At 73.5% G+C, this 21,373-nt stretch carries 17 protein-coding genes and 1 pseudogene; 8 read left to right on the top strand and 10 right to left on the bottom strand.

Features of this window, described 5'->3' with window-relative positions:
• Position 1: 1 nt before the first annotated feature.
• Entirely contained in the window at positions 2-787 is a 786-nt protein-coding gene (locus tag ACFZP7_RS15420) for a VOC family protein (RefSeq protein WP_157840390.1), read from the top strand.
• Positions 788-978: 191 nt separating this feature from the next.
• Entirely contained in the window at positions 979-3,372 is a 2,394-nt protein-coding gene (locus tag ACFZP7_RS15415; RefSeq protein ID WP_031016099.1) for a PQQ-binding-like beta-propeller repeat protein, read from the top strand.
• A 97-nt stretch (positions 3,373-3,469) separates the two neighbouring features.
• Here ACFZP7_RS15415 and ACFZP7_RS15410 read toward each other — a convergent pair whose 3' ends face one another.
• The 3 genes from ACFZP7_RS15410 to ACFZP7_RS15400 all read right to left on the bottom strand — a co-directional run bounded on the left by ACFZP7_RS15410 (position 3,470) and on the right by ACFZP7_RS15400 (position 7,405).
• The gene (locus tag ACFZP7_RS15410; RefSeq protein ID WP_019326548.1) at positions 3,470-3,661 is read right to left on the bottom strand and encodes a hypothetical protein; all 192 of its coding nucleotides are present in this window, start codon (positions 3,659-3,661) and stop codon (positions 3,470-3,472) included.
• A gap of 216 nt (positions 3,662-3,877) precedes the next feature.
• The gene (locus ACFZP7_RS15405) at positions 3,878-6,850 is read right to left on the bottom strand and encodes a BTAD domain-containing putative transcriptional regulator (protein ID WP_385634627.1); all 2,973 of its coding nucleotides are present in this window, start codon (positions 6,848-6,850) and stop codon (positions 3,878-3,880) included.
• A gap of 90 nt (positions 6,851-6,940) precedes the next feature.
• Complete coding sequence (locus ACFZP7_RS15400) at positions 6,941-7,405, bottom strand: nitroreductase/quinone reductase family protein (RefSeq protein ID WP_385634626.1); 465 nt, start codon at positions 7,403-7,405, stop codon at positions 6,941-6,943.
• A 94-nt stretch (positions 7,406-7,499) separates the two neighbouring features.
• Here ACFZP7_RS15400 and ACFZP7_RS15395 point away from each other — a divergent pair, with 94 nt between their 5' ends.
• A complete protein-coding gene (locus tag ACFZP7_RS15395) occupies positions 7,500-8,327 on the top strand; it encodes an endonuclease/exonuclease/phosphatase family protein (RefSeq protein ID WP_385634625.1) in 828 nt (275 codons plus the stop codon).
• Here the strand turns inward: ACFZP7_RS15395 and ACFZP7_RS15390 are convergent.
• Positions 8,299-9,822 (bottom strand): CehA/McbA family metallohydrolase, encoded by a 1,524-nt coding sequence (locus ACFZP7_RS15390; RefSeq protein ID WP_228901361.1) that lies wholly within the window; start codon positions 9,820-9,822, stop codon positions 8,299-8,301. The genes ACFZP7_RS15395 and ACFZP7_RS15390 overlap by 29 nt on opposite strands.
• A gap of 208 nt (positions 9,823-10,030) precedes the next feature.
• Here ACFZP7_RS15390 and ACFZP7_RS15385 point away from each other — a divergent pair, with 208 nt between their 5' ends.
• Together ACFZP7_RS15385 and ACFZP7_RS15380 are read left to right on the top strand one after the other, a co-directional pair.
• Positions 10,031-12,625 carry a bifunctional FO biosynthesis protein CofGH gene (locus tag ACFZP7_RS15385; RefSeq protein WP_385634624.1) on the top strand — a complete coding sequence of 865 codons (2,595 nt, stop codon included), beginning with the start codon at positions 10,031-10,033 and terminating at the stop codon, positions 12,623-12,625.
• A gap of 93 nt (positions 12,626-12,718) precedes the next feature.
• Positions 12,719-13,282, top strand: a complete 564-nt coding sequence (locus ACFZP7_RS15380) for a hypothetical protein (protein ID WP_029393600.1) — start codon at positions 12,719-12,721, stop codon at positions 13,280-13,282.
• Here the strand turns inward: ACFZP7_RS15380 and ACFZP7_RS15375 are convergent.
• The 4 genes and pseudogenes from ACFZP7_RS15375 to ACFZP7_RS15360 form a co-directional block, all read right to left on the bottom strand.
• A complete protein-coding gene (locus ACFZP7_RS15375) occupies positions 13,266-13,772 on the bottom strand; it encodes a DUF2165 domain-containing protein (RefSeq protein WP_019326541.1) in 507 nt (168 codons plus the stop codon). The genes ACFZP7_RS15380 and ACFZP7_RS15375 overlap by 17 nt on opposite strands.
• A gap of 83 nt (positions 13,773-13,855) precedes the next feature.
• Positions 13,856-14,065 carry a DUF397 domain-containing protein gene (locus ACFZP7_RS15370; RefSeq protein ID WP_385634623.1) on the bottom strand — a complete coding sequence of 70 codons (210 nt, stop codon included), beginning with the start codon at positions 14,063-14,065 and terminating at the stop codon, positions 13,856-13,858.
• Positions 14,062-14,331: pseudogene (locus ACFZP7_RS15365) on the bottom strand (Scr1 family TA system antitoxin-like transcriptional regulator); the annotation flags it as partial. The pseudogene ACFZP7_RS15365 and the gene ACFZP7_RS15370, both read right to left, overlap by 4 nt.
• 135 nt (positions 14,332-14,466) lie before the next feature.
• A complete protein-coding gene (locus tag ACFZP7_RS15360; protein WP_019326538.1) occupies positions 14,467-14,814 on the bottom strand; it encodes a DoxX family protein in 348 nt (115 codons plus the stop codon).
• A gap of 93 nt (positions 14,815-14,907) precedes the next feature.
• On the opposite strand from ACFZP7_RS15360, the gene ACFZP7_RS15355 reads away from it, so the two are divergent.
• From ACFZP7_RS15355 to ACFZP7_RS15345, 3 genes are all read left to right on the top strand, one after another.
• Positions 14,908-15,825, top strand: a complete 918-nt coding sequence (locus tag ACFZP7_RS15355; protein WP_385634622.1) for a LysR family transcriptional regulator — start codon at positions 14,908-14,910, stop codon at positions 15,823-15,825.
• Positions 15,826-15,924: 99 nt separating this feature from the next.
• Positions 15,925-17,040 (top strand): ADP-ribosylglycohydrolase family protein, encoded by a 1,116-nt coding sequence (locus ACFZP7_RS15350; protein ID WP_031016091.1) that lies wholly within the window; start codon positions 15,925-15,927, stop codon positions 17,038-17,040.
• A gap of 66 nt (positions 17,041-17,106) precedes the next feature.
• Positions 17,107-17,517 (top strand): VOC family protein, encoded by a 411-nt coding sequence (locus ACFZP7_RS15345; RefSeq protein ID WP_019326535.1) that lies wholly within the window; start codon positions 17,107-17,109, stop codon positions 17,515-17,517.
• A 71-nt stretch (positions 17,518-17,588) separates the two neighbouring features.
• Here ACFZP7_RS15345 and ACFZP7_RS15340 read toward each other — a convergent pair whose 3' ends face one another.
• A complete protein-coding gene (locus ACFZP7_RS15340) occupies positions 17,589-19,172 on the bottom strand; it encodes a sodium:solute symporter family protein (RefSeq protein WP_127437189.1) in 1,584 nt (527 codons plus the stop codon).
• 253 nt (positions 19,173-19,425) lie between these two features.
• Positions 19,426-21,348: an MFS transporter gene (locus ACFZP7_RS15335; protein WP_029393599.1), complete on the bottom strand. Its 1,923-nt coding sequence runs from the start codon at positions 21,346-21,348 to the stop codon at positions 19,426-19,428.
• Positions 21,349-21,373 lie beyond the last annotated feature (25 nt).

Genomic DNA, 21,373 nt, shown 5'->3' with positions numbered 1-21,373 from the left:
CATGGCCGAAAACGGGGCATCAGAGAAGAGGACGACCGCTCGTTCGGAGAGGGGTCCCGCGGACCCGGAACCCCCGGCGTCCGCACCGATCCCGGAGGGCGTCCCGTGCTGGGTGGACGCCCAGATCCCGGACGTCGAGGCGGGCAAGCGCTTCTACGGCGAACTCTTCGGCTGGTCCTTCGAGGAGGCCGAGGAGGGGACCGTACGGGCGCGGCTGGACGGGGAGCCCGTCGCCGCGCTGGTCCGCAAAACGGACGGGCGGATGCCCACCGTGTGGTCCGTGTACTTCCACACCCCGGACGCCGCCGCGCTGGCCGGGCGCATCCGGGCGGGCGGGGGCCAGATCGTCACCCCGCCGCACCCGGTCGGCGACCTGGGCACCGCCGCCCTCGCCGCCGACCCCGACGGCGCCGTCTTCGCCCTGTGGCAGCCGGACCGCCACCCCGGCTTCGGGCGCCGGCACGAACCGGGCGCCTTCACCTGGGCCGAGCTGTACACCCGGGACACCGAGGCGGCCAACGCCTTCTACGGCGACCTGTTCCACGACGCCCTCTTCGGCCCGGACGCCGAACCCGACTTCGGGCGGGCGCCGCTCTCCTCGGTCTTCCCGCCCGAGATGCCGCCGCACTTCCTCGTCCACTTCCGCACCGAGGACGTCGAGGCCGCGCTCGGCACGGTGGCCCGGCTCGGTGGCCGGGTGCGGGTGCCGCCCTTCGAGACGTCGTACGGAGGGGTGGCCGTGGTCTCGGACGGCCAGGGGGCGTCGTTCGCGCTGCTCCAGCGCTGAACGCGGTACGGGGGGCGTAGCCATTCGCCCGGGTTCAGGTGAGACACCCCGATTGTCCCCAGGTTCGCCACCAGCGCCTCGGACAGGAAGAATCGGGGTGCGTGCCGCCACTGGGGTGCGGTGGTGAGACGCTGCACTTCGGTCGCGTACATATGTGGGTGGCGCGGCTCGTACGGGGAGGTGGCAGGCAAGTGGTGGATCAGCTGACGCAGCACGATCCGCGGCGGATCGGGCCGTTCGAGGTGCTGGGGCGGCTCGGCGCCGGCGGCATGGGGCTGGTCTATCTCGCGCGCTCGGCGTCCGGGCGGCGCGTGGCGATCAAGACGGTCCGCACCGAGCTGGCGGAGGACCAGCTCTTCCGCGTCCGCTTCACGCGCGAGGTGGAGGCGGCCCGCGCGGTCTCCGGCTTCTACACCGCCGCCGTGGTCGACGCCGACCCGCGCGCCGCGGTGCCGTGGCTGGCCACGGCCTACGTGCCCGCCCCCTCCCTCGAGGAGATAGTGAACGAGTGCGGGCCGCTCCCGGCCCAGGCGGTGCGCTGGCTGGCGGCGGGCGTCGCGGAGGCCCTCCAGTCGATCCACGGCGCGGGCCTGGTCCACCGCGACCTCAAGCCCTCCAACGTCCTCGTCGTCGAGGACGGCCCGCGTGTGATCGACTTCGGTATCGCGTCCGGCGTCTCGAACACACGTCTGACCATGACCAACGTCGCCGTCGGTACGCCCGCCTACATGTCGCCGGAGCAGGCCAAGGACTCCCGCAGCGTCACCGGCGCCAGCGACGTCTTCTCGCTCGGCTCGATGCTGGTCTTCGCCGCCACCGGGCACCCGCCCTTCCACGGCGCCAACCCTGTCGAGACGGTCTTCATGCTGCTGCGCGAGGGACCCGACCTCGAAGGTCTCCCGGACGAACTGCGCCCGCTCATCGAGTCCTGCATGCAGATGGAGGCCACGGCCCGCCCCAACCCGGCCGACCTCCAGGCCCAGCTCGCCCCGCACCTCTTCGGCTCCGGCTCGGACGACAGCGGTACGGCGTCGGCGTGGCTGCCCGAGCGGGCGGTGGGCCTGATCGAGAGCCGCCGGGGCGGACGCCCCGCGCCCAAGCTCGCCGCGACGGCCGGCGGCCGGCCCGGCGGCGGTGCCTCCGCCGCGCCCGCGCCTCCCCTCCCGCCGCCGCCCTCCCGCGACCCCGTCGTCCCCGCCCCGCCCGTGCACGCGCCGCCGGTCCCCGCGCCCGTCGGCGCGCCCGACACCGGGCCGGTCCAGCTGGCCGGGGCGCCGGTTCCCATCGGCCCCGGGCCGCGCGTCGCCGACATGCGCGCCGCCGCCGTCGCGGCACCGCCGCCGGAGTCGGCCCTCGCCGCGTCCTGGTCCCGGCCCCGCCCCGGCGTCAACGGCGCCGACCCCGCCGTACCGGCCGCGCCGCCCGCCCCCGCCACGCCGCCCGAGGCGTCCCCGGCGGGCTGGCGCCCCTGGCGCTTCCGCATGTCCAACGACGTGTGGGGCACTCCCGCCGTCGCCGAGGACCTCGTCTACGTCACCTCCTTCGAGGTGCACGCCCTGGACGTCGCCACCGGCCGGCGCCGCTTCAAGACCCGGGACGTCGCCTGGTCGATGGCGGTCGCCGACGGCCGTATCCACGCCTCCGACGGCCCGACCCTCTTCGCCCTCGACGCCCGCGAGGGCGCCGACCTGTGGCGGGTGCAGACCGACGCCTGGGTGTACTCCCTCCAGGCCGAGCGGGGCACCGTCGTCACCGCCACCCGCGGCGGCGGCGTGCAGGGCTGGGAAGCCTCGGGCGGCCAGAAGCTGTGGGAGGTCACCGGCTGCCAGACCGACTTCGAGTCCCCGGAGGCGGGCGCCGCGCTCCACGACGGCACGGTGTACGTCTGGCAGGACGCCCGGCTGCGCGCCCTGGACGCCCGTACCGGCGACGAGCGCTGGTCCTACCCGATCGGCGACGCCGCCTCCTGCGGCGGGGTGCCGGTCCGGGTCGCCCCCGCCGCCGACGGCTACGTCTACGTCTCTGCGGGCACCCGCGTCCTCGCCCTGGAGGTCGCCTCCGGCCACGTCCGCTGGCACTTCGAGGCCCCGGCCGTCTTCCTCGCCCCGCCCGCCTTCGTGCCGGGCCCCGCGGTGACCGGCGGCGGCGTCTACCTCGCCGACTACCTCGGCACCGTCTACGCCCTCGACGCCACCGACGGCCGCGACCGCTGGCGCATCGCCACCGAGGCCCGCTCCGCCACCGACCCGGTGCTGGTCGCCGCCGGCCACGTCCACGTCGGCAGCGGCAAGGGCCTGTACACCCTGGACGCGGTCACCGGCACGCCCAAGTGGCGTTTCCAGGCGGGCGGCGACATCGTGGGCGCCCCGGCGGTCGCCGAGGGCCGCATCCACTTCGGCTCCACCGACCACCTCCTCTACACCCTCAAGGCCGACGACGGCCGCCTCCGCTGGAAGCTCGCCACCGGCGGCGAGATCACCGGTTCCCCGGTGGTGCGGGACGGCATCGTGTACGCGTGCAGCAAGGACCGCTGCGTCTACGCCCTGGACGCGGAGAAGGGCACCGGGACGGCCCGTACGACGTGAGTCCGGCGCCGGGGACGGTCTCCCCGGCGCCGGACACACGTCGGCCGCGGCGGCTCCCCTCCGCGCCGCCGCGGCCGATCCCCGTGTGGAGGAAGGTCTACTTGCCGTCGCCGTCCAGGTCCAGGGCGGGCGGGGCCGGCATCTGGTTGTCCATCGTGGTGATGGCCCCGTCCTTGGCCGGAGGGGTGGGCATCTGGTTGTCCATCGTGGTGATGGCCTCGTCTCCGGCCGGAGGCGTGGGCATCTGGTTGTCCAGCGGCTGGGCGGACGTGGCCTTCTGCTCGCTCATCGGCTTGTGCTCCTCTGTCTGACGAAGTCCGGGTGCGGAACGCCCGTCCGGAAGCTCCCCCGCGGGCCGCCGGACGGGCGTTCGGAGCCGAACACTAACCGGGTCGGCTCCCCAAGAGACCGTCTGCCCCCCGACGCGACGGTCTGGCGATGGAAAGCATGTCCGAGGGGGATAAACGAACGCTGAACGCCGCTGTCCGCCCGGGCAGCGGCCCGCTCAGGCGGCGTCGACCGGTGTCAGCAGCGCGCGCACGTCGTCGGCCTCCGGAGCGTCGTTCTCCTCGTAGAGCTTGAGGGCCTCGAGCCAGCAGGCGCGCGCCCGGTCCACCTGCCCCAGCGTGGACAGCGCCCGTCCGAGGAGCGTGAGGACGTTGCCGCGCATGCGCTCGCCCCCGATGCAGCCGACGGCGAGGGCCTGTTCGGCGTGCTGAGCCGCCTGGGCGGCGCGGTGCGCGGCCAGGTGCGTCTCGGCGATCCGGAAGTGGGTGGTGCCTTCCCACAGACGCTGGCGGTGGCCCACGAACACGGTCAGGGCGTCGTTGAACTGGCCGAGGGCCTCGGCGTGCCGCCCGGCCTGGGTGAGGGCCATCCCGAGCGCGTAGTGACCGTTGGCGAGGCGCATCGTCCGCCCCAGCTCCGCCAGCAGGGCCAGTCCGTCCCGGGCGATGTCGACGGCCTTGCCGATGTTGCCCATGGCCAGGTGGGCGCGGGACAGGTTGAACGACGTCGTCGCCTCCCCGGCGCGGTTGCCGGCTTCGCTGAAGCCCCGGATGGCCTGGTCGAAGAAGACCTTGCCGTCGGCGTACCGCCGCTGGTGCAGGGCGATGAGGCCGCGGTCGTTGGCGGCCCAGCTGCCCGCGGCGAGATCCTGGGCGGAGGCGGCCCGCTCCATGGCGATCCTGGCCTCCTCCTCCGCCTGGCGGATGCGGCCGGACACCAGCAGGACGTTGGTGAGGGTCGCCCGTGCCCGTCCCTCCGTGCGGTGGTCCCCGCGGGCCCGGGCGGCCTCGCACGCCGCCCCGGCCGTGGCCTCGTACTGGCGCGAGTTGGCACCCGACTCGGCCAGGTCCTTCGCGGCCCACAGGAGGTCCACCGCGCGCCGCAGCCGGTCCGTGTGCACGGACTGCCGCACGCAGGCGAGCAGCGACGCCCCTTCGGTGTAGAGCCAGTCCAGGGCCGTGGCGCCCTCGGCGAAGCGCAGCCCCTGGTGCTTGGTCGGTTCCAGGTGGTCCACCAGGCGGTCCCCGGGGCGCTCCATCGCGTAGATCCCCGCGGCCGTCGCCAGATAGAAGTCCAGCAACCGCGAGAGCGCCGCCCCCCGTTCGCTCGGCGGGTGCTCGTCCCGCTCCGCGCACGCACGCGCGTAGAGGCGGACGAGGTCGTGGAAGCGGTAGCGGCCGGGTGCCGCCGATTCGAGGAGGGACGTGTCGACCAGGGACTCCAGCAGGTCCTCGGTGTCCTCCACGGGAAGGTCGAGCACCGCCGCCGCCGCGGCCAGGGAGATGTCCGGGCCGTCCGCCAGCCCCAGCAGCCGGAAGGCACGGGCCTGGGCCGGCTCCAGCTGGCCGTAGCCCAGTTCGAAGGTGGCCTTCACGGCCAGGTCCCCGGCCTGCAGCTCGTCCAGGCGGCGCCGCTCGTCCGCCAGCTTCGCGGCCAGCACCGAGACGGTCCACGTACGGCGGGCGGCGAGCCGGGACGCGGCGATGCGGATGGCGAGGGGCAGGAAACCGCACGCGCCGACCACGTCGAGCGCCGCCTCCCGTTCCGAGGCCACCCGCTCCTCGCCCACGATCCTGGTGAAGAGGGCCAGCGCCTCCTCCGGGGACATCACGTCCAGGTCCACCAGGTGCGCCCCGGCGAGGTCCACCATCCGCACCCGGGAGGTGACGAGGGCCGCGCACCCCTCCGTGCCGGGCAGCAGCGGGCGCACCTGCGCGGCGTCACGGGCGTTGTCCAGCACCACCAGGACGCGGCGGCCGTCCAGGACCGAGCGGTAGAGGGCGGCCCGCTCCTCCAGCGAGTCGGGGACGGCCGAGTCCGCCGTGCCCAGGGCGCGGAGGAAGGAGCCCAGGACCGTCTCCGGCTCCGCCGCCCGCGCGCCCGCGCCCTGGAGGTCGACGTACAGCTGCCCGTCGGGGAAGGCCGCCCGCGCCAGGTGGGCGACGTGCACGGCGAGGGTGGTCTTGCCGACGCCGCCGATGCCGGCCAGCGCCGAGACGGCCATGACGCGGCCCGCCGGGCCGTCCCCGGACGCCGAGGACAGGACGTCGCGCAGCTCGCGGACGAAGGCGGCGCGGCCGGTGAAATCCGGGACCGTCGCGGGCAGTTGCGCCGGCCGGACGGTGGTCACCGCCGTCTCCGCGGCCGGTGCGGAGGTCTCGGCCAGCGCCGGGTCGGCGCGCAGGACGCGCTGCTGGAGTTCCTGGAGGCCGGGGCGCGGGTCGACGCCGAGTTCGTCGGCGAGCAGGCGCCGCGTGTCCGCGTAGACGGCCAGCGCCTCGGCCTGGCGTCCGCTGCGGTACAGGGCCAGCATCAGCAGCTCGCGCAGGCGTTCGCGCAGCGGGTGGGCCGCGGTGAGCGCCGTCAGCTCCGAGACCGCCTCGGCGTGGCAGCCCTGCTCGAGGTCCATGTCCAGCCGGTTCTCCAGGAGTTGCAGCCGCCACTCCTCCAGGCGCGCGCGCTGCGCCTGCGCGTACGGGCCCGGTACGCCCGCCAGGACCTCGCCGTCCCACAGGGCCAGCGCCCGGCGCAGCAGGTCACGGGCGCGGCACAGGTCGCCGGAGTTCCGCGCCTTCTCCGCCCGGGCGGCCAGGTCCTGGGCCGCGTCCAGGTCCAGGGCGCCGTCGCCCGGCAGGCGCACCGCGTACCCGCCGGACTCGCTCACCAGGACGCCCGGGTCCAGGATCTTCCGCAGCCGGGAGGCGTAGGTCCGCAGCGCGGCCAGTGCCTGCGACGGCGGCTGTTCCCCCCACAGGGCGTCGATCAGCTCGGCAGCCGTGGCCGTGCGGCCGTCGCGGAGCAGCAGGGCGGCCAGCAGCGCCCGTTGCTGAGGAGAGCCGGTGGCCAGCGGTTCACCGCCGCGCCAGGCACGCACCGGGCCGAGCACGCCGAAGCTGAGCGCGGCCGACTCCGCGGGATTCGCCGGGGTTCCCGGATGCCGCTGCTCCGGAACCCGCGGTCCACCGTCCATGCCGTCCCCCTAGACATCCTGAGCAACCAGGCCAGTTTGCCTTGTTCATGCCGACCGCGTCAGCCGTGGGAGACGCCGATCACAGGTCCCTCACCTGCTCCCTCCCTCCTCCAGGTCCACCCGCACCGTCAGATGCCCCGCCCCGACCCCCATGGCCCGCACCGCCAGCCCGTTGAGCCGGGGCAGGCGCCGCAGGCGGGCGATCGGGTCGTCGTCGGGCAGGACGTGGGCCGTGCCCGTGTACCAGCGGCCGCGCAGGCGCACCCGCACCCGCGGGTCGACCCGGATGTTGCGGATGTACTGGGAGCGTTCGCCGAACTCCGACACCAGCCAGAAGGAGTCGCCGACCCGGCGTCCGCCCACGGGGGTGCGGCGGGGCAGTCCGGAGACGCGGCCCGTGGTCTCCAGCAGCGTCTGGGCGGGCAGCCGGCGCGTCACCGCGTTCAGCCGGCGCTGGAAGGCCGCCACGGCCCGGTACTTGCGCTCGGCGAAGGGGGGTCTCGCGGCGGACGGCTTCCCGGCGGGCTGACTTCCGGGGCTGGGCGGCATCGACATCGTTCGTTCACGCTCCCGTCTCGTATGTCTCCATGTTCCCTGGAAAACCTCACCGGAGAAGCGCGGGGCGGGTGGAGAGGCGGGTGGTGCGGCCGTGCGGGTCGTGACGTGGAATCTGTGGTGGCGGTTCGGGCCGTGGGCCGAGCGGCAGAAGGCGATCCTCGCCGTGCTGCGGGAGCTGCGGCCGGACGTCGTGGGGCTCCAGGAGGTCTGGTCCACCGACGACGGCGGCGATCTCGCCACCTGGCTCGCCGGCGAACTCGGCCTGCACTGCGCCTTCGCCCCCTCCGGGGCGCCCGAGCGCTGGCAGCGCCGGATCGCGGACGACACGGTCGGCATCGGCAACGCGGTGCTCAGCCGCTGGCCGGTGACGGAACGGGCGGCCCTGCGGCTGCCCGCCCCCGGCGACGTCGACGACGGGCGGCTCGCGTTGTACGCCCGCCTGGACGCCCCCGGCCACCCGGTCCCGTTCTTCACCGCCCACCTGAACTCGGGCGGCGGGGCCTCTGCCGTACGCCGCGACCAGGCCGCCGCCCTCGTGGACTTCGTCGCCGCGCACCGGCACGGCACGGCCTTCCCGCCCGTCGTCACCGGGGACTTCAACGCCCGCCCCGAGTCACCGGAGGTCCGTCTGCTGCGCGCCGGACGGCTCCACGACGCCTGGGACCACGCCGACCCGGCGGCGCCGGCCGCGACCTGGGACGCGGCCAACCCGTACATCCCGAACCCGCCGGTCCCGGGCGCCCGGATCGACTACGTGCACGTGGGACCGGCGGCAGCGGGCGGCCTCGGCGCGGTGCGCGCCGTGCGGCTGGCCGGCGACCACCCCGTGGACGGCGTCTGGCCCTCCGACCACGCGGCGGTCGTCGCCGACCTGGACGACGGCCGGGCCGTCAACGTCCCAGGAAGACCGGGTTGGTGAACGCCGCCAGCGCCCCCGGCAACGGCCCCGCCGCCGCCTCGTGCCGCAGCTCGGCCCGCACGTACGCCGCGTAGGAGGCGGTCGTACGCCACTCGACGACGTCCGCGCCGGACACCGGCAGCGGGGCGCTGGTGAACAGCACGCCCTGGTCCGTGACGAACCGCACCGTGCAGCGCGGAGCGCCCGTCACCTCCAGACGGACGGTGACCGGGGTGTCGTCGTCCACGCGCAGCCGCTCACCGATGCCGGCGTGCTCGCCCCGGCCGCCGGAGGCGGTGAAGGCCAGCGACAGCTTCGCCGACTCCGCGACGTAGGACCGTCCGGCCCGGATGCCCTCCTGGATCGCCTCCCGGGTCAGGTCGTCGGCGAGGACGACGGTCTGCGGGCGGCCGATCACATCGGGGGAGCGGTGGGAGTCGCTGCTGCCCATCGCCGGGATCCAGTCCCCGCCGCGGCGCCCGCCGCGCCCCTCCCGGACGGCGGCGACCAGCATGCCGTCCCAGTCGGCCAGCGCCACCTCGTCGTCCGGCGTGTAGGCCCCGTTCCACACCTCGACCGCGTCCGCCTCGCCGAACCCGAACTTCCAGTTGCAGCCGATGCAGGTGGCGTGCGGGTGGGCCGGGACGACCAGGCCGCCGGCGCGGCGGATCTGGCGCGCGAACCGTCCGAAGCGGTTGTCCCGGGCCCGGTAGCGCCAGTCGACGAAGGTGCCGGGGTCGGTGCCGAGGGCGACGACGTGCCCGTTGCGGGTCGTCACCTCCTCGCCCAGCATGATCAGCAGGTCGTCCCCGGCCTCCGGCGCCCAGTGCGCGTGCGCCGCGTGGGTGTTGTGCTCGGAGGAGTTGATGAAGTCCAGGCCCGCCGCCCGCGCCAGCCGCGCGATCTCGGCGAGCGTGTAGCGGCCGTCGGAGTACACCGAGTGCAGATGGCAGTCGCCCCGGTACCAGGCGCGGCCCCGCCCCTTGGCCCGCTCGGGCGGGTACACCGGCCGCGGGGTCTCGCCCTGCTCCCCGTAGGTCAGCGTGATCGTGATCTCGTACGACAGGCCCTGCGGCGCCACCGTGTACGGGCCGAGCGCGATGTGCCAGGTCCCCGGCCGCACCGGTCCCGGAAGGTACCCGGGCGTCGCGTCGTCCGCCCGCACGAAGAACTCGGTGCGCGCCCCGCCCGACCAGCCGCGGAAGCCCCGCCCGCCCAGCTCGGTGCCGCGTTCGTCGAAGAGGCCGATGTCGAGGGCGTTGCCCGCGGTGCCGGCCGGGACGGCGGGCCGGTCGTAGGTGTAGGAGACGTGCAGCTCCCGGACGCCCGCGGGGACCTCTACGGGGACGTACACGAAGTCGGGCGAGCCGGTGGGCAGCGTCCCCCGCACCGTTCGCGTCCGCCGCTGACGGGGTGCCGCCGATGCGAAGCTCACGGTTCCCAACGTAAGCGCGGCGGCGGCTCCCGTCACGAACACCGCGCGTCTGCCGATTCCTGCGTGGTCGTCCTCGCACATGCTGCTGCTCCCAAGGTGTCGTCAGTGACTGGCACGGGTGGTGCAGGGTGGTGCGTGCAACCCTGGTATTGAGCCGTGAACTCCCGTGCAAGAAAAGGGGGTAGGCGCATAGCGGGCCGGAAACCGGCAGGGTGGGGCGGGCGGGCCGGCCCCGGCGGGGGAGCGGTACGGCCCCGCGCTTCGATCATGCCGCTCGTATGCTCGAAGGATGACGACTTCCGCGACCCCCGGAACCGGCTCCACGGGCCCCACCGAGAACGCCCTGCGTCGCGCCCTCAGACGCGCCCGGGACGGCGTCGCCCTCGACGTCTCCGAGGCCGCCGTGCTGCTCCAGGCGCGCGGCGAGCACCTGGCCGACCTCACCGCGTCCGCCGCCCGGGTCCGCGACGCGGGTCTGGAGGCCGCCGGGCGCCCCGGCGTCATCACGTACTCGAAGAGCGTCTTCGTCCCGCTGACCCGGCTGTGCCGGGACAAGTGCCACTACTGCACCTTCGTCACCGTCCCCGGGAAGCTGCGCCGCGCCGGACACGGGATGTTCATGTCGCCGGACGAGGTGCTGGACATCGCCCGCAAGGGCGCCGCCCTCGGCTGCAAGGAAGCCCTCATCACCCTCGGCGACAAGCCCGAGGACCGCTGGCCCGAGGCGCGCGAGTGGCTCGACGCGCACGGCTACGACGACACGATCGCCTACGTCCGCGCGATCTCCATCCGCATCCTGGAGGAGACGGGCCTGCTGCCCCACCTCAACCCGGGCGTGCTGACCTGGACCGACTTCCAGCGGCTCAAGCCCGTCGCGCCGTCCATGGGCATGATGCTGGAGACCACCGCGACCCGCCTGTGGTCCGAGCCCGGCGGCCCGCACCACGGCTCCCCGGACAAGGAACCGGCCGTCCGGCTGCGCGTCCTGGAGGACGCCGGCCGCTCCTCCGTCCCCTTCACCTCGGGGCTGCTGATCGGCATCGGCGAGACCTACGAGGAGCGCGCCGAGTCCCTGTTCGCGCTGCGCAAGGTCTCCCGCTCCTACCACGGCATCCAGGAACTGATCATCCAGAACTTCCGCGCCAAGCCCGACACCGCGATGCGCGGCATGCCGGACGCGGAACTGGACGAACTGGTCGCCACGGTGGCCGTCGCCCGGCACATCATGGGCCCCGCCGCCTGCCTCCAGGCCCCGCCCAATCTGGTGGACGCCGAGTACGAGCGGCTGATCGGCGCCGGCATCGACGACTGGGGCGGCGTCTCCCCGCTCACCATCGACCACGTCAACCCCGAACGCCCCTGGCCGCAGATCGACGAACTCGCCGCCAGGTCCCGCGCCGCCGGCTTCGAGATGCGCGAACGGCTGTGCGTCTACCCGGAGTTCGTCAAGCGCGGCGAGCCCTGGCTGGACCCGCGCCTGCGCCCGCACGTGACCGCCCTCGCCGACCCGGCCACCGGCCTGGCCCGCGAGGACGCCACCGTCGAGGGCCGCCCCTGGCAGGAGCCGGACGAGGTCTTCACCGCCACCGGCCGCACCGACCTCCACACCGCCATCGACACCGAGGGCCGCACCTCGGACCGCCGCGACGACTTCGACGAGGTGTACGGCGACTGGGGCGCCCTGCGCGAGGCCGCCGCCCCCGGCATGGCCCCCGAGCGCATCGACACCGACGTGCGCGCCGCCCTCGCCACGGCCGCCGACGACCCCACCAAGCTCACCGACGACGAGGCCCTGGCCCTGCTCCACGCCGACGGCCCCGCCCTGGACGCCCTGTGCCGGGTCGCCGACGACGTGCGCAGGTCGGTCGTCGGCGACGACGTCACCTACATCGTCACCCGCAACATCAACTTCACCAACGTCTGCTACACCGGCTGCCGCTTCTGCGCCTTCGCCCAGCGCCGCACCGACGCCGACGCCTACACCCTCTCCCTGGACCAGGTCGCCGACCGCGCCCAGCAGGCGTGGGACGTGGGCGCGGTCGAGGTCTGCATGCAGGGCGGCATCCACCCCGACCTGCCCGGCACCGCGTACTTCGACATCGCGAAGGCGGTCAAGGCCCGGGTCCCCGGCATGCACGTGCACGCCTTCTCGCCGATGGAGGTCGTCAACGGCGCGACCCGCACCGGCCTGTCGATCCGCGAGTGGCTGACCGCGGCCAAGGAGGCGGGCCTCGACTCGATCCCCGGCACGGCGGCCGAGATCCTGGACGACGAGGTCCGCTGGATCCTCACCAAGGGCAAGCTGCCCACGGCGACCTGGATCGAGGTCATCGAGACCGCCCACGACCTGGGCATCCGCTCCTCGTCCACGATGATGTACGGCCACGTCGACCAGCCCCGCCACTGGCTGGGCCACCTGCGCACCCTCGCCGGCATCCAGCAGCGCACCGGCGGCTTCACCGAGTTCGTGACGCTGCCGTTCATCCACACCAACGCGCCCGTCTACCTGGCCGGGATCGCCCGCCCCGGCCCCTCCCTGCGGGACAACCGCGCGGTGACGGCGATGGCCCGCCTCCTCCTCCACCCGCACATCCCCAACATCCAGACGAGCTGGGTGAAACTGGGCACGGAGGGCGCGGCGGAGATGCTCCGCTCCGGGGCGAACGACCTGGGCGGGACCCTGATGGAGGAGACGATCTCGCGGATGGCGGGCTCCTCGTACGGCTCGTACAAGTCGGTCAAGGACCTGATCGCGGTCGCCGACGCGGCCGGCCGCCCGGCGAAGCCGCGCACCACGCTGTACGGTCCGGTCCCCGAGGAGCGGCAGCGCGCGGCGGCCGCCTCCGACGGCCACCTGCCGGAGCTGCTGCCGGTCCTGGACTGACCGCACGCACAGCGGGGGCCCGGGCACGCGCGCAGTACGATGATCGGGCCCCCGGTGTGCTCGGGGTTCTCGTAGCTGAGGAGATGCGTGCCCGTGCCAGCCCGACCTCCCTCCTGGGCCTGGGTCTCCGGCCTGACCCTGGGGGCGATAGCGGCGGTGAGCGTCCTGGCCGTGCAGGCGGACCAGGGTCCCCATCCCACCGCGGCGGTGACCAGCCCGAGCCCTTCGGCGTCGGCGGACGCGAAGCCGACGCCGAAGGAGACCGCGCCCGCACCGGTGCCCGACGGCTCCGGCACCGGCCGCCGCATCGTGTACTCCCTCGGCCAGGACCGGGTCTGGCTGGTCGACGCGAGCGATGCCGCGCGGCGGACCTTCACGGTGTGGCCGGGCACGGTCGACCCCGACCCGGGCCGCTACACGGTCGGCAGCCGGTCCGAGGCGGCCACGACGGGCTCCGACGGCGTACGGATCGAGCGGATCGTCTACTTCGCCCAGGAGGACGGCGTCTCCGTCGCCTTCTCCAACGCGGTCGACGGCTCCTCCCCGCCGCCGCCCGCCTCCGGCACGAAGACGGGCGGGATACGGCTGCAGAAGGCGGACGGCGCGGCGGTCTGGGCCTTCGCGACGTCCGGCACCGAGGTCACGGTCGTCGGTTAGCCTCCGCGTCGCCGGGCGACAGCTGGGCGACGATCAGCACCACTCCGCTGATCAGGAAGATCCGGGTGGCGGCGTCCAGCCCGTTCCAGTCCTGCGACTGCCACATCGAGAACCACTCGCCGCCGATCCCGATGAACCCGGCCCCGAAGAGCAGCATCAGCATGAGCGCGCCGTACGTGGTCATGCGCCGCCCGCCCGCGTGGTCCCGGCGTATCCACAGCCAGGTCGCGTAGATCAGCACGAGCGCGGCCACCGTCTCCCACACGATGATCGCGACGTAGGCGGCGTCCTGGACGCCCTGGTTCGTGATCGCCCGCCACATCAGGTCGTCGTCCTTGAACGTCGTGTCCATCGCGAGGACGTGGCGTACGAACTGCTGGTTGGTGCCGAAGTCGGTGATGTTCCCGAAGGCGACCAGGGCGATGTACAGGGCGAGAACCCCGGTGAGGACGGTGGCCGCGAGGGGCAGGGTGCGTTGGGTGTTGGACATGGCAGCACTATGGCGAAGTGCGCCATGCCCATGGCGGGCAGGGGCCGAGAACGTGATCTCTTCGAAGCGTTCGGGCCCGCCGCTCAACCGGCGTCGAGGACGCGGCGGTGAACGGTCGTCGTGACGGTGTGCACGAACGCGGTCCAGGAGGCGTCGGTGAAGGCGAGGTGCTCGCCGTCACGGTTCTTGGAGTCGCGCACGTGGACGGTGGTGTCGGCGAGGGCCACCTCGACGCAGTCGGGCTCGTTGCTGCCGCTGTAGCTGCTCTTGAACCAATTCAGCGCAGGGGTCATGCCTGTTCTCTCCATACCTTCTCGATGAAGTCCCGTGACTCGCGGGGTGAGAGCGCCTGTGCCCGGATCCTGCCATAGCGCATCTCCAAGGTCAGCACGTCCTGAGGGTCGCTGATCACCCTGCTGTGCAGTTGGGCCGCCGTGTAGCCGACTGTCGTGCCGTTACGGAGCTTCAGTACTCGGAACGAACCGCTCAGCCCCGTGTGGTCCTCCCGGTCTGTCGGCATGACCTGAATCTCGACATGCCGCAACCGGCTGATCTCCAACTCGGCAGGCGCGGCGGGGCGTTCATGGTGCAGCGTCAGCCGCGACAACCCCAGAGCGTGATTCGGCCCCCGCCGGGACTGCCATCCCGCTGCGAGGGTCTGATCACCGAGGAAGTGGACCCTTCCCGATGCGGCTCACACGGCCACCAGGACGAGCGCGGCCGCGTTGAGGGCCAGGTATCCGGCGGGGAAGGCGATGTTGTGGAAGACCCGCGCGCGGACGTGCGCGACGAGCGCGCCGACGAAGAACAGGACCAGACCGACCGCGGCGGCGATCCCGAGCGGACGGAAGCCGAGGAGACCGGCGAGGAGTCCGGCGGCGCCCGCGGCCTTGAGCAGCGCGAGGCCGGGCAGCCACGACGCGGGGACCGCCACCTCCGCCGAGTTGGCGAGGACGAACGGGGCCCGCCTGAGGTCGGCGACGGCGATCCCGGCGTCGGCGACGACGGCGACGACGGTGACGGTCACGTAAGCCGCGAACACGAGGTCTCCTTCCGCATGTCCCCCGAAGGGCTCCCACCAGCCTCACCGGGGAGCGCCCGTGCCGTCCAATACCTGCACCCATAACCTGGAGGCATGGACGTCGACACGCGCCTGCTGCGGTACTTCGCGGTCGTGGCCGAGGAGGGCAGCCTGACCCGGGCCGCCGAGCTGCTGTACGTCTCCCAGCCCGCGCTGACCAAGCAGATCCGGCGGCTGGAGGCCGGACTCGGCGTGGACCTCTTCACCCGGTCGCGGACCGGCATGGCCCTCACCGAACCCGGCCGGGCGCTGGCGGAACGGGTCCCCGCCCTGCTCTCCGGATGGGAGACGGCGCTGCGGGAGACACGCGGCGCGGCGAGTCGCGCCGCCCGCGTCCTGCGGGTCGGCTTCCTCGCCAGCGCCGCCAACGAGGCCACGCAGCCGATCATCGCCGAGTTCGCCCGGTGCCGGCCGGGCTGGCGGGCCGAGATGCGGCAGGCTTCCTGGTCCAACCCCTCCGCAGGACTCGCCGACGGGGACGTCGACGTCGCCCTGGTCCGGCTGCCGTTCCCCGGGCAGGAGGCCCTGCGCCTGCTGCCGCTGTTCAGCGAACCCCGCCGCGTCGCACTGGCCGCGTCCCACCCCCTGGCCGCCCGCGGGACGATCGCCTTCCGCGAGCTGTGGGACGAGCCCTTCGTCGCCGCCCCGCCCGAGACCGGACGCTGGCGGGAGTACTGGCTGGCCGCCGACGAGCGCGACGGCCACCCGGTGCGCGTCGGCGCCGTCACCGAGCACCCGGACGACTGGCTCACCGCGATCGCCAACGGCTACGGCATCGCCCTCGCCCCGGAGTCCGCCGCCCGCTTCTACACCCGCCCCGGCGTCGTCTACCGCCCCGTCACCGGGGTCGCTCCCAGCAGGGTCGCGGTGGCCTGGGACCCCGCCGACGACGACAACCCGGTCGTCCGCGACTTCGTCCGCTGCTGCCGGGACAAGCACCCCGACCGGCCCGGCGGACCGGACGGCACGTGAACGTTTCCACACGGCACGGCCCTGAACCCGCCACCTCCGTTCGAATACAGTGCAGGGCGTCGTACGTACGGGCCGTGTCGGTGTCGAGGGGAGGTCCGGGTGGGCGCGACAGCCGGTGCCGTCTGGGGGCGTGCCGAGCAGCAGGACTTCCGCAGCCGGGTGCGCGGGACCCTGCTCGGCGCGGCCGTCGGCGACGCCCTGGGCGCCCCCGTCGACGGGCTGGACCTGGACGCCCTCCGCCGGGAGCACGGCGTCGAGGGCCTGACCGACCTGGCCCCCGCCCACGGCCGGCGCGGCGCCGTCACCCACCTCACCCAGCTCACCCTGTTCTCCGTGGACGGGCTGATCCGCGCCCAGGTGCGCCGGGACACCGGCGCCTGGCACCCGCCCACCGACCTGCACCGGGCCTACCTGCGCTGGGCCGCCACCCAGCGCGACTGGGGGCCCGACCTGCGGCGCGAGGAGGACGGCTGGCTCGCCCGCGAGGAGTGGCTGTACGCCCGCCGGGCCGCGCCCCGCGCGCTGCTCCTCGGGCTCGGCGACGCCACGATGGGCACGCCCCAGGCCCCGAAGAACCCCGGTGAGCGCGGTCCCGAGGCCGCCGCGCGCTCGGCGCCGTTCGGGCTGCTGGTCGGCTGGGAGCCGCAACTGGTCGCGCAGCTCGCCGTGGAGTGCGCGGCGCAGACCCACGGCCACCCCGGCGGCTATCTGACGGCGGGCGCGTACGCCGTGATCGTGCACGGGCTGGCGCGCGGCGAGAGCCTGGACGCCGCCGTGCAGCGGGCGCTCGCCCTGCTCGCGGCACGGCCCGGGCACGAGCCCGTGGCCGCCGCCCTCCAGCACGCGCTGGGCGCGGTCCGCCAAGGGCTGCCGACGGCGGACCGGGTGACCGAGCTGATCGGTGACGCGGCGGCGGAAGGGGTCCTCGCCGCCGCCGTGTACTGCGCGCTCGTCGGCGAGGACGTACGGCACGGGCTGCGGCTCGCCGTCAACCACGGCGGTCCCTCCGCCGCGGCCGGGGCCCTCACCGGCGGGCTGCTCGGCGCCCTGCACGGCGAGACGGCACTCCCGCCCGCCTGGCTGGCCGAGCTGGAGGGCCGCCCGACGGTCCTGGAACTGGCCGACGACTTCGCCATGGAGATGACCCAGGGCCCCGCCCTGCACGGCCCGGCGGGATCGTCCCCGGGCTGGCTGACGCGTTACCCCCGGGCCTGACGGCACCCTCGGCGGGCATCGGGAACCGAGAAGCGCCGGTCCCCGGCCGCGGCTAGCGTGACGTGCATGGACATCCGCATTCACACCACCGTCCTCCCGCACGACGACCCGGAGGCGGCGCTCACCTTCTACCGGGACGTGCTCGGCTTCGAGGTCCGCAAGGACGTCGGGCAGGGCAAGATGCGCTGGATCACGGTCGGCCCGGTGGGGCAGCCCGACACCTCCCTGCTCCTGGCGCCGCCCGCGCTCGACCCCGGCATCACCGACGCCGAACGCCGCACGGTCACCGAGATGATGGCCAAGGGCACCTACGGGTGGATCCTCCTCGCCACCGAGGACCTCGACGGCACCTTCGAGAAGGTGCGCGCCCACGACGCCGAGATCGTCCAGGAGCCGACCGAGCAGCCGTACGGCATCCGCGACTGCGCCTTCCGCGACCCGGCCGGCAACCAGATCCGCGTCCAGGAAGTGCGCTGAGCCCCGCCCCCGTCCCTGTCACACCACCGTGACAAGGGTGTCCCCATGAGGCGAGGGACGGTGGGCGTGCCTCAGTCGGTCGACCGGGCCGTGCCCACCACCCCTCCCGATTCGCCCGCGGGCGTGGGGATCGCCGCCGCCGCGCCGGAGGCGTCGTCGTCGCCGTCCGTGTTGACCTTCTCGATGATCGCGAGCCGTTCCGGGGTGTCCTCCGGCTTGAGGTAGCCGACCAGGACGTACAGGACCAGCGACACGGCCAGCGGGATCGACACCTGGTACTCCAGCGGCACCCCGCCCTCCACGTTCCAGTGGATCGGGTAGTTGACCAGCCAGAAGGCGAGCAGACCCAGCGCCCAGCTGGTGAGCGCGGCGGTCGGGCCGGAGCGGCGGAAGGGCCGCAGCAGACCGAGCATCATCGGGATCGCGATCGGGCCCATCAGCCCGGCCACCCACTTGATCACGACGGTGATGATGTCCTTGAACGTCGGCGAGTCGACCTGGGTGGCCACCGCCATGGACAGCGCGAGGAAGACCACCGTGGTCAGGCGGGCCGCCAGCAGCCCCGACCGGGTGCCCCAGGCCCGCGCCCGCGCGGACAGCACCGGCGCCACGTCCCGGGTGAAGACGGCCGCGATGGCGTTGGCGTCCGAGGAGCACATGGCCATGGTGTGCGAGAAGAAGCCGACGATGACCAGGCCCAGCAGCCCGTGCGGCAGCAGCTGCTCGGTCATCAGGGCGTACGAGTCGGAGCCGTCCGGCTTCTGCGACTCCACCAGCAGCGGCGACATCCACATCGGGAAGAACAGCACCAGCGGCCAGACCAGCCACAGCACCGCCGACAGCCGCGCGGAGCGGGTGGCCTCCCGGGCGTTGCTCGTGGCCATGTAGCGCTGGGCCTGGTTGAGCATGCCGCCGTTGTACTCGAAGAGCTTGATGAAGAGGTAGGCGAGCAGGAACACCGCCCCGTACGGGCCGACCAGCGGTTCGGCGTGGCCCTGGAGTTCGGGTTCGTCCCAGACGCCGAAGAAGCCGCCGTGGTCGCCGAGCTTCATGACGACGGCGACGAACATCGCGACGCCGGCCAGCAGCTGGATGACGAACTGGCCGAGTTCGGTCAGCGCGTCCGCCCACAGGCCGCCGATCGTGCAGTAGACGCCCGTGACGACACCGGTGATGAGGATGCCCTGGTTGAGGGAGATGCCGGTGAAGACCGACAGCAGGGTGGCGATGGCCGCCCACTTCGCCGCCACGTCCACGATCTTCAGCAGCATCCCGGACCAGGCCAGGGCCTGCTGGGTGGGCAGGTTGTACCGGTTCTTCAGGTACTCCAGGGGAGAGGCCACGTGCAGCCGGGACCGCAGCCGGTTGATGCGCGGCGCGAACAGGGTGGAGCCGATGGCGATGCCGAGCGCGATCGGGAAGGACCACGTCACGAACGACGTCACGCCGTAGGTGTAGGCGATGCCCGCGTACCCGGTGAACATCACCGCGCTGTAGCCCGACATGTGGTGCGAGATGCCGGAGAGCCACCAGGGCATCTTGCCGCCGGCCGTGAAGAAGTCGCTGACGTTGTCCACGCGTTTGTGCGACCAGACGCCGATCGCCACCATCACGGCGAAGTAGCCGATGAGCACGGACCAGTCGAGACCGTTCATGTGCCCCCTTCCGGGGTCCGCCTTGTGAACTCCGCTCAGCCGGTTGGCACTTCGCATGAGCGGGGCAAGGGCGTGGCAGGCCGCGAAGTGCCCGCTCATCGTGGTTGCGGCGACGCGGGCACGACAAGGAAGGGGAAGGTCAAGAGGAGGTAAAAAGGTTCGGCTTGCTGACCTTCGTTCACCTACATGAACGACTCGGCGGGTGGTCGCCGGGCCGGGGGTGGGCCGGTCGGCCGACCGGCCCCCCGGCGGGCTACCTCAGTTCCTCCGGGCAGGGCGTACCGCGCTTGAGCCCGTACGGGGACGCCAGCCGGTAGGTGCCCGCCTCGGGCGCGATCAGCGTCGTCCACTTGTCGCCCTCGGCGGTCTCCTCCGTCTCCATCAGGCAGCCGTTGACGTTGTCGTACGTCTTCGGTGTGCCCTCCGGGCCGTTCTTGGACGCCTCGGTCTCCTGGGGAGGCTCCAGCTTGTTGCCCTCGGCGTCGACGAGGCTCAGCCACGGCGAGTACGGCATCCGGATCAGGATGCGGCCCGGCCGCTTCACGTCGATCGTCCAGGCGTCCTGGCCGGCCCGCTGGACGACGGCGTCGGGTTCCGCCAGGGGCGTCGGGTCGAGCACCTTGAACAGCTGCCAGTTGGCGTCGCCCCAGATCTGCTTCAGGTAGGGCAGGCCCCGCTGCAGCAGCTCCCGCTCGCGCTTGCCGCCGTCGCCGTCCGGTTCGCCCTTGGGCAGCACCACGTAGTGCACGGCCCAGCGCTTCAGCCACTCGTGGTAGTTGGCCGAGTTGAGGGTGTCGTCGTAGAAGAGCGGGTTGCGCTCCATGTCGGCCTGGCGGGTCCAGCCCCGGGCCAGGTTCACGTACGGCGCCAGTGCCGAGGCCTCCCGGTGGGAGCGGGCGGGCACGGCCTCCACCCGGCCCTTCTCCGCGCCGACCTCCTGCAGCTCGTTGACGAGCGGCGCCAGTTCGCGCGCCCAGGAGGCGGCCGGCTGGGTGTGCACGATGTCGTCGGCCGACTTGAAGCCGATCCAGCCCACGAAACCGACGAGCGAGACCACCAACGCGTACCACTTGCGGCTCTTCGGCACCGTGAAGGGCAGCGCGGCCACCAGCGCCACCCCGGCGAAGAGCATCGCCAGCCGGGTGATGTTGGAGCCGATCTGGGAGCTGATCACCCAGACCAGCAGCACGGACAGGCCGTAGACCGCCGACGTGATCCGCACGGTCGTCCAGGTGCGCGGCACGAACCAGACCACCAGGCCCGCGTAGATCATCGGCAGCACCGCCGAGCCGAAGCCCATCGGCTGCGTGCCGGAGAAGGGGAACAGCACGGCCGACAGCGCGACGACCGCGGCCGGGGCCAGCCCCAGCGACCAGGCGCCCGGGCGGCGCTTCTGCAGGAACAGGGCCACCGCCACCAGCCCCACGAACAGGCCCGCCACCGGTGACGCCATGGTGGACAGCGCGGCCAGCGGAGCCGCGCACAGCCCCTTCGCCCAGCGCTTGTGCCGCCAGCGGTACGGCCAGCAGAAGACCGCGGCGACCGCGCCCAGCCCGAACATCATGCCCAGACCGAAGGTCACCCGGCCCGACGCGGCGTTGCCCATCAGCCCGAACAGGCCCGCCAGCGACGCCCACAGCGGATTGCGGACCACCCGGCTGCGGATCAGGATCATCGTCAGCAGCCCGGCCGACAGCGTGCCCGCGATCATCATCGTGGTCCGCACGCCGAGCACCGACATCAGGTACGGCGAGACGACGCTGTACGACACCGGGTGCATGCCGCCGTACCAGGCCAGGTTGTACGCCGAGTCCGGGTGCCGGCCGACGAACTCCGCCCACGCGTCCTGCGCCGCGAGATCGCCACCGCTGTTCGCGAACGTGAAGAACCAGACGATGTGCAGGACGCCCGCGAGGGCCGTGACGGACAGCACGGGGTGGCGCAGCATGCGCTCGCGCAGCGCCAGGAACGCCGCCTTCATCGCGGACGGCGCTTCCGGTCCGGGCCGCCCGGGGCCGGTGCGCTCCGCGTCACGGCCGCCGCTCGCGGCATGACCGGCGCTCCCGCTCCGAGTGTCCTCCCCGCCCCCCGCCCGGGGTGCCGGTACGCGTGGTCCCGGGCCGGCTTCCGGGCCCGGTTCGGCGTCGTCGGCGCGTGTCGGCTCCGCAGTGGCCACCTGAAGGCACTCCCCGTGTCCCGTC

The organism is Streptomyces sp. SudanB5_2050 (genome assembly GCF_964272335.1).
Lineage (GTDB): Bacteria > Actinomycetota > Actinomycetes > Streptomycetales > Streptomycetaceae > Streptomyces > Streptomyces rochei.
Note: the sequence above shows the minus strand (reverse complement) of the source record. Positions and strands in the feature narration are given on the sequence as shown.

Bases quoted from the DNA above. Each gene is read 5' to 3' on its own strand.
- ACFZP7_RS15400 (WP_385634626.1), bottom strand. From the start codon at position 7,405: ATGTCGATGCCGCCCAGCCCCGGAAGTCAGCCCGCCGGGAAGCCGTCC.
- ACFZP7_RS15385 (WP_385634624.1), top strand. From the start codon at position 10,031: ATGACGACTTCCGCGACCCCCGGAACCGGCTCCACGGGCCCCACCGAG.
- ACFZP7_RS15390 (WP_228901361.1), bottom strand. From the start codon at position 9,822: ATGTGCGAGGACGACCACGCAGGAATCGGCAGACGCGCGGTGTTCGTG.
- ACFZP7_RS15375 (WP_019326541.1), bottom strand. From the start codon at position 13,772: ATGTCCAACACCCAACGCACCCTGCCCCTCGCGGCCACCGTCCTCACC.
- ACFZP7_RS15410 (WP_019326548.1), bottom strand. From the start codon at position 3,661: ATGAGCGAGCAGAAGGCCACGTCCGCCCAGCCGCTGGACAACCAGATG.
- ACFZP7_RS15345 (WP_019326535.1), top strand. From the start codon at position 17,107: ATGGACATCCGCATTCACACCACCGTCCTCCCGCACGACGACCCGGAG.
- ACFZP7_RS15355 (WP_385634622.1), top strand. From the start codon at position 14,908: ATGGACGTCGACACGCGCCTGCTGCGGTACTTCGCGGTCGTGGCCGAG.
- ACFZP7_RS15340 (WP_127437189.1), bottom strand. From the start codon at position 19,172: ATGAACGGTCTCGACTGGTCCGTGCTCATCGGCTACTTCGCCGTGATG.
- ACFZP7_RS15405 (WP_385634627.1), bottom strand. From the start codon at position 6,850: ATGGACGGTGGACCGCGGGTTCCGGAGCAGCGGCATCCGGGAACCCCG.
- ACFZP7_RS15370 (WP_385634623.1), bottom strand. From the start codon at position 14,065: ATGACCCCTGCGCTGAATTGGTTCAAGAGCAGCTACAGCGGCAGCAAC.
- ACFZP7_RS15420 (WP_157840390.1), top strand. From the start codon at position 2: ATGGCCGAAAACGGGGCATCAGAGAAGAGGACGACCGCTCGTTCGGAG.